This is a genomic window from Sorangium sp. So ce693 (assembly GCF_051521375.1).
Lineage (GTDB): Bacteria > Myxococcota_A > Polyangia > Polyangiales > Polyangiaceae > Sorangium > Sorangium atrum.
The window spans coordinates 7,746,691-7,759,876 of record NZ_CP150347.1 but is presented as its reverse complement, the minus strand read 5'-3'; the positions used below and the strand labels follow the sequence as shown (position 1 = coordinate 7,759,876).

Sequence of the window (13,186 nt, the reverse complement as noted above, 5' to 3'; positions counted from 1 at the left end):
GCGGGAACGACGTAGGCTGTGGCAATCGTGCCCGCGTCCGAACCGAACCTGAATGCATCGCTGTTCCTGTGCATCACGTTCTTCCCGAGCGACCGCCTGGCGACCGCGGTGCTGAGGCTCGTGTCCAGCTTTTGCGGGATGATCCTGGACGACGCGAATGTGAGCTCGCGGTTCTACATGGCCGCGCACGAGCTCGCCGAGAACATCACCAAGTATTCGACGGGCCCCAAGGTCAGCCTGGAGCTCGCGCTGGAGGAGGCCGAGAGCTCCTGTATCCTGAAGATCCGCGCGCGGAACGAGGCCTCTCCCGACCGCCTACGCGAGGTGGAGAGGCGCCTGCTCGAGCTGAAGACGACGAGCGATCCTGTGAAGCACTACGACGAGCTTATCCATGAGACGGCGATGGTAGAAGGGGTGTCGGGGCTCGGCCTCGCGCGGGTGCGCGCGGAGGGCGGGCTCGACGTGGACTACAAGATCGAGGGGAACGAGCTGACGATCATCGCGCACGCGCCGGTTGGGAGATGGAGGGGAGATGAGCAGCTTAAAGGTTGAGTCCGTCGTCACGGACAGCTTCGGGATCGAGCCGGCCCTGAGGGAGGACACCCTCAGCATCAAGCTCACCGGCACGGGCGACATGGCGGCGGCCGCGCCGCTCGGCTCCTACTGCAAGGCCCTCCAGGCGGAGGTGGCGCGCCTCTCCGTGAGCGCCGTGGAGTTCGACGTAAGGTCTCTTTACTTTCTGAACTCGAGCTGCCTGAAGGCGTTCATCAGCTTCATCTGCGGGCTCGCGGGCCAGGGGCTGAAGTGCAGGGTGCAGTTCGTCACGGACGCGAGGCTGGGGTGGCAGCGGCGGAGCCTGACGGCGCTCGAGCGCATGTCCCCCGAGCTGGTCTCCATCGCGGACGCCTGAAGCGCATCGCGGACGCCTGAAGCGAGGACTGCGGGACACGATGAAGAAGCGCCGGACGATCGCCCTCCTGATGGACTACGTACGAGGAGAGTACCAGTCCGAGGTGCGTTTCGGGGTCGAGCGCGCCGCCGAGGCGCACGACGTCAATCTCGTCATCGCCTTCGGCGAGACGCTCGCCCTCCCCGGGGCGGCCAGCACGGCCCAGAACAGCATCTATCACCTCATCGGCGCGGAGACGGTCGACGGCATCATCGTCGCCTCGACGACGCTCTGCCACCACGTCGGCATCGAGGGGATGAAGCGGTTCTGCCGGTCCTACGCGCCGCTGCCGATCTGCAGCCTCGGGATGGCGATCGACGGCATCCCGAGCCTCGTCGTCGACAACGGCCTCGGGCTCGATCTCTCGGTCGGGCACATCGTCGACGATCACGGGCGCCAGCGCGTCGCGTACATCGGCGGCCCGCCGAGCAACGAGGAGGCGGAGGTCCGCGCCGACGCCTACAGGCGCGCGCTCGCGGACCGCTCGCTCCGCGTCGACGAGCGCCTCGTCGCGTTCGGCGGCTTCACGATCGACACCGGGCGCGCCGCGATGCGGGAGATCATCGGGCGCGGGGCCGCGTTCGACGCCGTGGTCGCCGCCAACGACAACATGGCGCTCGGGGCCATCGAGGAGCTCAAGGCGCACGGCCTGAGCGTCCCGAAGGACCTCCCCGTGTGCGGCTTCGACGACGCCGTCATCGCGCGCTTCGCGAAGCCGTCGCTGACCACCATCCGCCAGCCCATCAAGCGCATCGGCGCGCGCGCCGTGGACATGATCGTGCGCATGATCGAGGGCGAGCCGGTCCCCGAGTACAACCTGTTCCCGGTCGAGCTCACGCTGCGCGAGTCCTGCGGCTGCGGCTACCAGGTGGATCCCGTGGGCGCGCCCTCGAGCAAGGCGTGGAGCGCGTCGCTCCCTTCCGCTGGCCAGCGGGACGACGTGGAGCGCCTGATCGAGAAGAGCGTCGCGATCCCCGCCGGCTCGCTCGACGGCTGGGCCGGTCTGCTCCTGTCGGCGCTGGAGGAGGAGCTCGAGGGGAGCGAGGGCCGCTTCCTGCGCGCGATCGAGTCGCTCCTCGACGCGGCGGGGCGCGAGGGCGCGATCCTCGAGCACTTCCAGAGCATGATCACGCTGCTCCGGGAGCAGTACCGCCGGGGCCACGGGGCCCTCCGGGACGCGGTCCTCGACGAGGCGCTCGAGCGGATCTGGCACGCCTCGCGCATCGTCATCGGCAGCGCGTCGGTGCGCGCCGAGGGGCAGCAGCGGCTCAACGTGGAGCTCGCGTCGCTCTACCTGAGCTGGAGCGCGCGGAGCTTCTCGACCTGTTTGAGCCTTCCCATCCTGCGGCGCATGATGGCGTCGGAGCTGCCGCGGATGCAGTTCTCGCGGGTCGCGGTGTCGCTCTATGACACCGCGCACGACCCGCAGCGCACCACCATGAAGGCGCTCTTCCTGATGGAGGACGGCCGCGAGCTGGAGCCGCCGGCGGAGAGCTTCCCGGCGCGCCGCCTCGCGCCCGAAGGGTTCCTGGGCGGCGGAGAGCGCAGGAGCGTGATCGCGCTCCCGGTCGCGTTCGGCGACGAGGAGAAGTTCGGTGTCGCGGTGCTCAACAGCGGCGCCAACGAGATGGTCTATGACGCCCTCCGCCTCCAGATCGGCTCGGCGGTCAAGGCCGCGGCGCTGCACTGGGAGGTCGTGCGGCAGGTGGAGCTGCGCGAGCGGCTGGAGCAGGAGAAGGTCCGCCAGGAGAGCGTCGTCGCGGCGCGCATCCAGACGACGCTGGTGCCGGCGCAGCTCTCGGTCGATGGCCTCGAGCTCTCCGCGGTCATGAAGCCGGCCGCCGAGGTCGGCGGCGATTACTACGACGTGCTCGCGACGGACGAGGGCGGGTGGCTCGGGATCGGCGACGTCGCGGGGCACGGGCTCGCTGCAGGGCTCGTGATGCTGATGATCCAGAGCATGATCTCGGCCCTGACGCGCAACGACCCGCGCGCCAGCCCCGGGGACATCCTCTCTGCGGTGAACGGGGCGGTGTACGAGAACGTCCGCAGTCGGCTGAAGCGGGACGAGCACGCGACGCTGCTCCTGCTCCGGTACGAGCGGAGCGGGCGGGTGACGTTCGCCGGGGCGCACGACGACATCATCGTGTGCCGCGCGAAGACGCGCCGCTGCGTGTGCATCCCGAGCTCTGGCGTCTGGATCGGCGCGCTGCCCGCCATTGACGCGATGACGCGAGACGCCGAGTTCGTCCTGGAGGACGGGGATGTCCTCGTGCTCTACAGCGACGGCGTGACGGAGGCGCGCAACGCGCACCATGAGCAGTTCGGCCTCGAGCGGCTCTGCACCACCATCGAGTCCTCCCAGGGCGCGCCCGCCGAGGCGATCCGGGACCGCATCCTCGGCGAGGTCGAGGGCTGGTGCCCGAGCCCCGATGACGACATCACGGTCGTCGTGGCGAGGTACAGCGCGCCTCGAACACTGTAACTGTGGCAACTGTGGCCCGAGGCCGCCCGCTTTCCTACATGAGCGCTATCGTCGGTGTCAGCAGAAGGGATTGGATCCGGGTTGAGAACCACGTACGCTCCGCCAATCGTGTCAGTGTCCGAACCGAGTCAGAACGGGTCACTGTTTCTTTGCATTTCGTTCCACCCGAGCGAGCGTATGGCCAACAGCGTGCTTCGGCTGGTGTCCAGCTTCTGCAGCATGGTGCTGGACGACGCGAACGTGAGCTCGCGGTTCTACATGGCCGCGCACGAGCTCGCCGAGAACATCATCAAGTACTCCTCGGGCCCCAAGGTCAGCCTGGAGCTCGCGCTGGAGGAGCGCGAGAGTTCCTGCGTCATGAAGATCTGCGCGCGGAACGAGGCGTCGCCGGAGCGGCTGCGCGAGGTGGAGAGACGGCTCTTCGAGCTGAAGGCGGCGAGCGATCCTGTGAAGCACTATGACGAGCTCATCTGTGAGACGGCGATGATAGAAGGCGTGTCGGGGCTCGGCCTCGCGCGGGTGCGCGCGGAGGGCGGGCTCGACGTGGACTACAAGATCGAGGGCAACGAGCTGACGATCATCGCGCACGCGCCGGTGGGGAGGTGGAGGGTCGATGAGCAGCTTAAGGGTTGAGCCCGTCGTCACGGACGGCTTCGGGATCGAGCCTGCCCTGAGGGAGGACACCGTCGTCGTCAAGCTCACCGGCACGGGCGACATGGCGGCGGTCGCGCCGCTCGGTCTGCTCCTCAAGGACCTCCACGCCGAGGCGGCGCGCCTCCGCGTGAGCGCCATCGAGTTCGACGTGAGGGCCCTTTACTTCCTGAACTCGAGCTGCCTGAAGGCGTTCATCAGCTTCATTGCCGGCCTCGCGAGCCAGGGGCCGAAGTGCAAGGTGGAGTTCCTCACCGACGCGAGGCTGGGCTGGCAACGGCGGAGCCTGACGGCCATCGAGCGCATGTCTCCGGAGCTCGTCTCCATCGCCGACGCCTGACGCGAGAGCCGCGGTAGATGAGCGAGAAGCGCCGGACGATCGCCTTCCTGATGGATTACGTCGGGGGAGACTACCAGTCCGAGGTGCGCTTCGGCATCGAGCGCGCCGCGGAGGCCCACGACGTCAATCTCGTGATCGCCTTCGGAGAGACGCTCGCGCTGCCCGGCGAGGGGGGGGCGGCCCAGAACAGCGTTTATCAGCTCATCGGCCCGGAGACGGTCGACGGCATCATCGTCGCGTCGGCGACCCTCTGCCACCACATCGGGATCGAGGGGATGCGGGCGTTCTTCCGGGCTTACGCGCCGCTGCCCGTCTTCAGCATCGGGATGGCGATCGACGGTATCCCGAGCCTCATCGTGAACAACGGCCTCGGGATCGAGCTGTCGGTCGGGCACATGATCGACGTCCACGGGCGCCGGAACATCGCGTATGTCGGCGGACCGGCCAACAACGAGGAGGCCAGGGCGCGCGCCGACGCCTACTGGGGAGCGCTCGCGGCGCGCGGCCTCCCGCTCGACGAGCGCCTCTTCGCGGTGGGCGCGTTCACGATCGACAGCGGCCGTGTCGCGATACGCGACATCCTGGACCGAGGGGTCGAGGTCGACGCCGTGGTCGCCGCCAACGACAAGATGGCCCTCGGGGTGATCGAGCTGCTCGCGGAGCGGGGGCTCCGCGTCCCGCAGGACATCCTCGTATCCGGCTTCGACGACGCCTTCATCGCGCGCTTCTCCAAGCCGTCGCTGACCACCGTTCGCCAGCCCATGAAGCGGCTCGGGGCCCAGGCGATGGACACGATGATGCGCATGCTCGACGGCGAGGTCGTCCAGGACATGGCGCTCCTCGACGTCGAGCTCACGTGCCGTGAGTCGTGCGGCTGCCGGGTTCAGGCGAGCGCCTCGCTCTCGCCGTCGGCCTCGGCGGCGCGCGACGGGGCGTCCCTGGTCGCGGCGCGGCGGGAGTCGCTGGAGACCGCGCTCAGGAGGAGCGTGGCCATCCCGACTGGCTCGCTCGACGGCTGGCCTGGCGAGCTCCTGTCGGCGCTGGAGGACGAGCTCGCGGGGCGGGAGGGCCGCTTCCGGCACGCGCTCGAGGCGCTCCTCGACGCGGCGGGGCGCGGGGGCGCGATCCTCGATCACTTCCAGGGCGTGATCGATGTGCTCCGGGAGCGGCTCGGCCGGCCGCCGTCGGGCGGCGGGGGCGTCGCTCTCTACGATGCCCTCGAGCGGCTCTGGCACGTGTCGCGCATCGTCATTTCGAGCGCGTCGATGCGGATCGAGGGGGAGCGGCGGCTGAGCGTGGAGCTCGCGGCGACCTACCTCAGCTGGAGCGCGCGGAGCTTCTCGACGTGCCTGAGCCTGCCCAGCCTGAAGCGCGTGCTCGCGTCGGAGCTGCCGGTCCTCGGGATATCGCGGGCCGCGGTGTCTCTGTATGACGACGCTCCCGAGGCGCAGCGAGGTGTCATGAGGCCGCTCTTCCTGATGGAGGACGGCCGCGAGGTGGAGCCGCCGGCGGCGAGCTTCCCGGCGCGGCGCCTCGCGCCCGACGGGTTCCTGGGGGGCCGGGAGTGCACGACCATGATCGCGCTCCCGGTCGCGTTCGGCGACGAGGAGAAGTTCGGTGTCGCGGTGTTCAACAGCGGCGCGCACGAGCTGATCTACGACGCGCTCCGCCTCCAGATCGGCTCCGCGGTCAAGGCCGCGGCGCTGCACCGGGAGATGGTCCGCCAGGTGGAGGCGCGCGAGCGGCTGGAGCAGGAGAGGGTCCGCCAGGAGAGCGTCGTCGCGGCGCGCATCCAGACGACGCTGGTCCCGGAGCGGCTGTCGGTCGCGGGGCTCTCGCTCTGCGCCGTCATGAAGCCGGCCGCCGAGGTGGGCGGCGACTACTACGACGTGCTCGCGACCGCCGACGGCGGTTGGCTCGGGATCGGCGACGTCGCGGGGCACGGGCTCGCTGCGGGGCTCGTGATGCTGATGATCCAGAGCATGGTCTCGGCGCTGACGCGCAGGGATCCGAGGGCGAGCCCCGCCAGGGTGATCTCGGCGATCAACGCGGCGCTGTACGAGAACGTCCGCAGTCGGCTGAAGCGGGACGAGCACGCGACGCTGCTCCTGCTGCGGTACGAGCGGAGCGGGCGGGTGACGTTCGCGGGGGCGCACGACGACATCCTCGTGTGCCGCGCGAAGACGCGCCGCTGCGTGTGCATCCCGAGCACGGGGGTCTGGATCGGCACGCTGCCATCCATCCACGAGATGACGCGAGACGCCGAGTTCGTCCTGGAGGACGGCGACGTCCTCGTGCTCTACAGCGATGGAGTGACCGAGGCGCGCGACGCCCACCATGAGCAGTTCGGCCTCGAGCGGCTCTGCACCACCATCGAGGCCGTCCAGACCGAATCCGTCGTGGTCATTCGTGACCGGATCCTGAAGGAGGTCGAGGGGTGGTGCCCGAGCCCTGACGACGACATCACGATCGTCGTGGCGAGGTACCGCGCCCCCCGGCAGCCCTGACGCATCGGTCGAGCCGCGGCCGACGCGCGGCGGAGCGGCGGAGCGGCGGAGCGGCGGAGCGCTGGGGTGGTGACGGACGACGTGAACGGCGCGCCGTGCGCTCGCGATCGTTCGCTCGCCTACATGAGCACACGGCCGACCAAGGGGGATTGGATCCGGTGCAAGAATTACGTACGCTGCGTGAACCGTGTTAGCTTCCGGACTGAGCCAGGACGCTTCACCGTTCTTATGCATCACGTTTTTCCCGAGTGAACGGATGGCTAGCGCGGTGTTGCGGCTGGTGTCCAGCTTCTGTGGGATGGTGCTGGACGATGAGAGTGCGAGCTCGCGGTTCTACATGGCCGCGCACGAGCTCGCCGAGAACCTCGTCAAGTACTCGTCCGGCCGGGAGGTCAGCCTCGAGCTCGCGCTGGAGGGGGGCGAGGGCGCGCGGGTCCTCGTGATTCGCGCGCGGAACGAGGCGTCGCCGGAGCGGCTGCGCGAGGTGGAGCGGCGGCTCTCCGCGCTGAGGTCGGCGAGCGATCCTGTGAAGCACTATGACGAACTCATCTGTGAGACGGCGATGGTAGAAGGGGTATCCGGGCTCGGCCTCGCGCGGGTGCGCGCGGAGGGCGGGCTCGACGTGGACTACACGATCGAGGGGAGCAGGCTGACGATCATCGCGCAGGCGCCCGTTGCGGGATGGAGGGGAGATGAGCGGTTTACGGGTTGAGCCTGTCGTCACGGAGAGCTTCGGGATCGAGCCGACGCTGAGGGACGACACCCTCGGCGTCAAGCTCACCGGCACGGGCGACATGGCGGCGGCGGCGCCGCTCGGCCTTTGCCTCAAGGCCCTCCAGGGAGAGGTCATGCGCCTGTCCATCAGCGCGGTGCAGTTCGATATAAGGGCTCTTTACTTTCTCAACTCGAGCTGCCTGAAAGCGTTCATCAGCTTCACCTGCGGGCTCGCGGGCCAGGGGCTGAAGTGCAAGGTGCAGTTCCGCACGGACGCGCGGCTGGGATGGCAAAGACGGAGCCTGGCGGCGCTCGAGCGCATGTCTCCGGAGCTGGTCTCGATCGAGGACACCTGACGGAGAGCCGCGGGACAAGATGAAGAAGCGCCGGACGATCGCCCTCGTGATGGATTATGTGCGCGGCGAGTACCAATCCGCGCTGCGGATCGGGGTCGAGCGCGCCGCGGAGGCGCACGACGTCAACCTCGTGATCGCCGTCGGGGAGACGCTCTCCGCCCATGGTCCCTCCGAGGCCGCCCAGAACAGCATCTACCGCCTCGTCAGCGCGGAGGCGGTCGACGGCATCGTGGTCGCGTCGGCGACGCTGTGCAATTTCGTCGGCGCCGAGGGGGTGCAGCGCTTCTGCGAGGACTACGCGCCGATGCCCCTCTGCAGCATCGGGATCCCGCTGGAGGGCATCCCGAGCATCGTCGTGGACAACGGCCTCGGGATCGAGATGGCGGCCGGCCACCTGCTCGACGAGCACGCGTGCCGGCGCGTCGCGTACATCGGCGGGCCGGTCAACAACGAGGAGGCGAAGATCCGCGCCGGCGCGTTCCGCAAGGCGCTCGCCGCGCGCGCGATCCCGTACGACGAGCGCCTCGTCGCGAGCGGCCAGTTCACGATCGACACGGGCCGCGCCGCGATGGCCGAGATCCTGGACCGCGGGGTCGAGCTCGACGCCGTTGTCGCGGCGAACGACAACATGGCCCTCGGCGCGATCGAGCTCTTGAAGGCGCGAGGCCTCCACGTGCCGAGGGACATCCTGGTGTGCGGCTTCGACGACGTGGGCGTGGCGCGCTACGCGAAGCCGTCCTTGACGACGGTGCGCCAGCCGATCAAGCGGCTCGGGGAGATCGCGCTCGATACGGTCGTGCGCATGCTCGACGGCGAGGCCGTCCCCGATCGGAACATGCAGCAGATCGAGCTCACGCGGCGCGAGTCCTGCGGCTGCGCGTACCAGGCGGTCGCGATGCGGCCGCTCACGAGCCCGCCGCGCCTCGGGGCGATGTCGCTCGGCGGCCGGCGCGACGAGCTGGAGCGCGCGCTCGAGCAGGCCGTGGGGATCCCGGCCGCGTCGCTCGACGGCTGGGCCGGCGGGCTCCTGTCGGCGCTGGAAGAGGAGCTCGCGGGCCACGAGGGGTGCTTCCTGCACGTGCTGGAGCGCGTCCTCGACACGGCCGGGCGCGAGGGGGTGTTCCTCGATCTGTTCCAGGGCGTGGTGACGCTCCTGCGCGCGCGGCTCCGGCGGCCTGTCGAGGACGGGGGCGACGCCGCCGTGAACGAGGCCCTGGAGCAGCTGTGGCATGCGTGCCGCGTCCTCATCGGGAGCGCGTCCGTGCGCGTCGAGGGGCGGCAGCGCCTCGACGTCGAGGTCGCCTCGATCGACCTGAGCTGGAGCGGGCGGTGGTTCTCGACGTGCCTGAGCTTGCCCCTGTTCCAGCGCATGCTGGCCTCGGAGATGCCGAGGCTGCACTTCACGCGCGCCGCCGTCTCGCTCTACGACGACGCCCAACGAGCCACGCTGAAGACGCTCTTCCTGATGGAGGACGGCCGCGAGGTGGCGCCGCCGACCGAGATCTTCCCGTCGCGCTCCCTGGCCCCTCCGGGGTTCCTGAGCTCGAGCGAGCGCAGGAGCGTCGTCGTGATGCCGCTCACCTTCGGTGACACGGAGTATTTCGGCGTGATGGCGCTGAACAGCGGCATGAACGAGATGGTCTACGACGCGCTGCGGCTCCAGATCGGCTCGGCGGTGAAGACCGTGGCGCTGCACCGGGAGATGGTGCGGCAGGTGGAGCTGCGCGAGCGGCTGGAGCAGGAGAGCGAGCGGCAGGAGACGGTGCTCGCGGCGCGCCTCCAGACGACGCTGGTGCCGGAGCACCTGCACATCGAGGGGCTGGAGCTCTCCGCGGCCATGACGCCGGCGGCCGAGGTGGGCGGCGACTACTACGATGTCATCGCGACGCCCGAGGGGGGCTGGCTCGGGATCGGCGACGTCGCGGGGCACGGGCTCGCTGCGGGGCTCGTGATGCTGATGATCCAGAGCATGGTGTCGGCGCTGACGAGCAGGGACCCGGGCGCGAGCCCGAGCGAGCTGCTCGCGGCGCTCAACAAGGCGCTCTACAAGAACGTGCGCGGCCGCCTGAAGCGGGACGAGCACGCGACGCTGCTCCTGCTCCGGTACGAGCGGGGCGGGCGGGTGACGTTCGCGGGGGCGCACGACGACATCATCGTGTGCTCGGCGCGCACGCGGCGGTGCGTGTGCATCCCGAGCTCGGGCGTCTGGATCGGCGTGTTGCCCGTCATCGACGAGGTGACGCGGGACGCCCACTTCGTCCTGGAGGACGGGGACGTCCTGGTGCTCTACAGCGACGGCGTGACGGAGTCGCGCAACGCGCACCGCGAGCAGTTCGGGCTGGAGCGGCTCTGCACCGCCATCGAGGCCGTGCAGGGCGCGCCGGTCGAGGCGATCCGAGACAGGATCCTGAGGGAGGTCGAGGGGTGGTGCCCGAGCCCGGACGACGACATCACGGTCGTCGTGGCGCGGTACCGCTCGCCGCCGTAGCGCCCGGGGCTGCCCTTACCGTCGCGTCGCCCCGGCATGGCGGCGCTCGATGACGCTGCTGTGAAGGAATGGAGACGTTCCGTCCTCGCCCGCGCTCTTCCGGCGTGGGGCGCTGGACTGGTCTTGCGCGCGATGCTGGAGTCATCGGCGCGGCGCGCGGCGCGCGTCGCGGTGTGGTGCAGCGGACGCGGGGGTCCGCGCGCCGGAGCCCGGAGATCGCGCCATGGTTTATCCCGACTTGCAGGTTGTCGAGCGCGCCCTCGCCGCCGTCGAGGCGCTGCGTGCGAGCGCCATCGAGCACGAGCTGCGCAACCGGCACCTGATCGACGCGGTGCACCCGAAGCACCGAGCGGGAGCGACGAACCTGCTGCATTACCTCGCCGTCCGGCAGCACGACATCCGCGAGCTGCAACGGCAGCTCGCGTCGCTCGGGCTGAGCTCGCTGGGGCGCCTGGAGCGCTGCGCGCTGGCCTCCCTCGACGCCGTGCGCGGCGCGCTCGACGCGCTCGCGCGGCGCCCCGTGGTGCGGCCCCCCGGCGAGTCGCCGACCACGTTCGCGTCGGGGGGCGCGCTGCTCGAGGAGCACGCGCGGGCGCTGCTCGGGGAGGGGCGCCAGGGGCGAACGACGCGGGTGATGGTGACGCTGCCCGGGGACGCGCGGAAGGGCGAGCTGAAGCGGCTGCTCGAGGGCGGGATGGACGTCGCGCGGATCAACTGCGCGAAGGAGGACGCGGGCGCATGGGCCGGGCTCATCGAGCGGCTCCGGGAGGCAGGACGGGAGACCGGGGTCCGGTGCAAGGTCCTCTGCGACATCGCCGGGCCCAACCCGCGCGTGAGCAAGATCGACGGGGATCCGGCGCGCGTCACGCTGTCCGAGCCGGGAGAGCGGCCCTGGCTCTGGCTCTGCAAGGACGTGAAGCGGGCGCGCCCCTCGGCGGGCAGCACCGGCGCAGGGGAGGTGCTCGCGCTCGGTTGCACCATCCCGGAGGTCGTCGACGACCTCCGGCCCGGGCACCGGGTGTTCTACGACGACGGGCGGCTCGGCGGCACGGTCAAGCTCGTGACCGAGGGCGCGGCGCTCGTGGAGGTGGATTTCGCCCGCCAGGGCTCCGTGAAGCTGAAGCCAGGAAAGGGCCTGAACTTTCCGGACACCGAGCTCGGGATCCCGTCGCTCACGCCGAAGGATCTGGAGGATCTCGGCTTCATCGCGCGCCACGCGGACATGGTGGGGCTCTCGTTCGTTCGGTCTCCTTCCGATGTGGAGCGCATTCAGGCGGAGCTCGGCGCGCGCGAGGCCGCTCACCTGGGGATCGTCCTCAAGATCGAGACGACGCCTGGGTTCGCGCGGTTTCCGAGGCTGCTGCTCACGGCGATGCGCAGCGAGAACGTGGGGGTGATGCTGGCGCGCGGCGATATGGCCGTCGAGATGGGGTTCATGCGGCTGGCGGAGGTCCAGGAGGAGCTCCTGTGGCTCTGCGAGGCCGCGCTGGTCCCCGCGATCTGGGCGACGCAGGTGCTCGAGAGCCTGAACAAGACGGGCGTGCCGACCCGCGGGGAGGTGACGGACGCGGCGATGAGCTCGCGCGCCGAGTGCGTGATGCTCAACCAGGGTGAGAACATCGTCGCGACGGTCGCCTTCGTGGTCGACGTCCTGCGCCGGATGCACGAGCACCAGGACAAGAAACGGGCGCTCATGCGGTCGCTCGGGGTCTCACGCCTCGACTGAGGCGTCGAGCCGACCCGGGTTGGAGGTCTGGGTCAACCCAACCTGGGTGGGCAGCCCGAGCCCGGGGTGCGTAGCCAGGATGACCCAACCTGGGTGGGCAGCCGGGGGTGGGCCGGTGGACCCGACCCGGGTTGGGGCGTCGAGCCGACCCGGGTTGGGCGACCCGGTGGACCCGACCCGGGTTGGGGCGTCGGATGACCCAACCTGGGTGGGCAGCCGGGGGTGGGCAGCCCGGTGGGGTGGGTAGCCCGCGGCAGGCGGCCAGCACGCCCGCCGGAGCCGCTCCGGCTCAGTCAACTGAAGGCACGGTGGCGTCGACCCGGGTTGGGAGCCCGCGCGCGCCCGCCGGCGCGCGGAACGCTGCGCCCGACAGCTCCCGCCGCATGCAAGTGGCCGCCTCGTCGTACCGGGGGTCGGACGCGCTCCCGATGATCGTCGGCACCACGATATAGCCCTCGGCGTCGACATTGAACTCCACCCGGATGGCGTCAGGCGGCAGCAGGCTCCCGCCCGGGCCGCGGCAGCGCTGCACGAGGTCCCAGTAGAGCTGCGCCCGCGCCGCCTTCTCGATCGCCGGGCTCGACATGTTGGCCTGCACCATGGGCGCGCCGATCTCGACGCGCGACCGGGGGGCAGGGGCGGGGGCGGGCGCCGGCTCCGGCGGGAGCGCGGAGGGCGCTGGAAGGCCTGTGCTGGTGCCGATCTTCTCGACGCTCACGCCATCGGCCGGCCTGGGGGCGGCCTCCCGCGCTGCGGCGAGGATCTCCTCGAGCGCGTCTGGCTCGACGGAGCCCACCGCCGGCGCGCTGTCCGTCCGGAGGCGGGCGCCGCGGTCGTCCAGCGACGCGGCGACGCCGCGCGTCCAGGGGGTGAGCGCCCCGGCGTCGGTCCCCGCCGGCGGCGCGGGCGGCGGGCGCTCGCAGGCCGCGAGCAGCGGGAGCAGGACCACGACCGCGGTACGCACGAGGAG

The 13,186-nt window shown here is 70.5% G+C and carries 11 protein-coding genes; 10 read left to right on the top strand and 1 reads right to left on the bottom strand.

Going from position 1 to position 13,186, the window contains the following annotated elements; all coding sequences use genetic code 11:
- The first annotated feature begins 18 nt into the window (after positions 1-18).
- From WMF14_RS28845 to WMF14_RS28800, 10 genes are all read left to right on the top strand, one after another.
- Positions 19-552, top strand: a complete 534-nt coding sequence (locus WMF14_RS28845) for a hypothetical protein (protein WP_373372160.1) — start codon at positions 19-21, stop codon at positions 550-552.
- The gene (locus tag WMF14_RS28840; RefSeq protein ID WP_437323200.1) at positions 533-910 is read left to right on the top strand and encodes a hypothetical protein; all 378 of its coding nucleotides are present in this window, start codon (positions 533-535) and stop codon (positions 908-910) included. The genes WMF14_RS28845 and WMF14_RS28840 overlap by 20 nt, the downstream gene beginning before the upstream one ends.
- A gap of 40 nt (positions 911-950) precedes the next feature.
- Positions 951-3,434 carry a SpoIIE family protein phosphatase gene (locus WMF14_RS28835; RefSeq protein ID WP_437791137.1) on the top strand — a complete coding sequence of 828 codons (2,484 nt, stop codon included), beginning with the start codon at positions 951-953 and terminating at the stop codon, positions 3,432-3,434.
- A gap of 177 nt (positions 3,435-3,611) precedes the next feature.
- Positions 3,612-4,067 carry a hypothetical protein gene (locus WMF14_RS28830; protein WP_272094116.1) on the top strand — a complete coding sequence of 152 codons (456 nt, stop codon included), beginning with the start codon at positions 3,612-3,614 and terminating at the stop codon, positions 4,065-4,067.
- Positions 4,048-4,425, top strand: a complete 378-nt coding sequence (locus tag WMF14_RS28825) for a hypothetical protein (RefSeq protein ID WP_272094115.1) — start codon at positions 4,048-4,050, stop codon at positions 4,423-4,425. The genes WMF14_RS28830 and WMF14_RS28825 overlap by 20 nt, the downstream gene beginning before the upstream one ends.
- Before the next feature lie 17 nt (positions 4,426-4,442).
- On the top strand, positions 4,443-6,932 hold the full coding sequence (locus WMF14_RS28820; RefSeq protein WP_437791135.1) for a SpoIIE family protein phosphatase: 2,490 nt from the start codon (positions 4,443-4,445) through the stop codon (positions 6,930-6,932).
- A 298-nt stretch (positions 6,933-7,230) separates the two neighbouring features.
- Positions 7,231-7,644, top strand: a complete 414-nt coding sequence (locus WMF14_RS28815; RefSeq protein WP_437791133.1) for a hypothetical protein — start codon at positions 7,231-7,233, stop codon at positions 7,642-7,644.
- Positions 7,625-8,002: a hypothetical protein gene (locus WMF14_RS28810; protein ID WP_437791131.1), complete on the top strand. Its 378-nt coding sequence runs from the start codon at positions 7,625-7,627 to the stop codon at positions 8,000-8,002. The genes WMF14_RS28815 and WMF14_RS28810 overlap by 20 nt, the downstream gene beginning before the upstream one ends.
- A gap of 19 nt (positions 8,003-8,021) precedes the next feature.
- The gene (locus WMF14_RS28805; RefSeq protein ID WP_437791129.1) at positions 8,022-10,490 is read left to right on the top strand and encodes a SpoIIE family protein phosphatase; all 2,469 of its coding nucleotides are present in this window, start codon (positions 8,022-8,024) and stop codon (positions 10,488-10,490) included.
- A 223-nt stretch (positions 10,491-10,713) separates the two neighbouring features.
- A complete protein-coding gene (locus WMF14_RS28800) occupies positions 10,714-12,216 on the top strand; it encodes a pyruvate kinase (RefSeq protein WP_437791128.1) in 1,503 nt (500 codons plus the stop codon).
- 289 nt (positions 12,217-12,505) lie between these two features.
- On the opposite strand, the gene WMF14_RS28795 is transcribed toward WMF14_RS28800, so the two are convergent.
- A complete protein-coding gene (locus tag WMF14_RS28795; protein ID WP_272094109.1) occupies positions 12,506-13,180 on the bottom strand; it encodes a hypothetical protein in 675 nt (224 codons plus the stop codon).
- Positions 13,181-13,186 lie beyond the last annotated feature (6 nt).

What these genes read in the sequence shown, in the direction of transcription:
- WMF14_RS28840 (WP_437323200.1), top strand. Translation starts at nt 533, where the DNA reads ATGAGCAGCTTAAAGGTTGAGTCCGTCGTCACGGACAGCTTCGGGATC.
- WMF14_RS28835 (WP_437791137.1), top strand. Translation starts at nt 951, where the DNA reads ATGAAGAAGCGCCGGACGATCGCCCTCCTGATGGACTACGTACGAGGA.
- WMF14_RS28830 (WP_272094116.1), top strand. Translation starts at nt 3,612, where the DNA reads ATGGCCAACAGCGTGCTTCGGCTGGTGTCCAGCTTCTGCAGCATGGTG.
- WMF14_RS28825 (WP_272094115.1), top strand. Translation starts at nt 4,048, where the DNA reads ATGAGCAGCTTAAGGGTTGAGCCCGTCGTCACGGACGGCTTCGGGATC.
- WMF14_RS28820 (WP_437791135.1), top strand. Translation starts at nt 4,443, where the DNA reads ATGAGCGAGAAGCGCCGGACGATCGCCTTCCTGATGGATTACGTCGGG.
- WMF14_RS28815 (WP_437791133.1), top strand. Translation starts at nt 7,231, where the DNA reads ATGGTGCTGGACGATGAGAGTGCGAGCTCGCGGTTCTACATGGCCGCG.
- WMF14_RS28810 (WP_437791131.1), top strand. Translation starts at nt 7,625, where the DNA reads ATGAGCGGTTTACGGGTTGAGCCTGTCGTCACGGAGAGCTTCGGGATC.
- WMF14_RS28805 (WP_437791129.1), top strand. Translation starts at nt 8,022, where the DNA reads ATGAAGAAGCGCCGGACGATCGCCCTCGTGATGGATTATGTGCGCGGC.
- WMF14_RS28800 (WP_437791128.1), top strand. Translation starts at nt 10,714, where the DNA reads ATGGTTTATCCCGACTTGCAGGTTGTCGAGCGCGCCCTCGCCGCCGTC.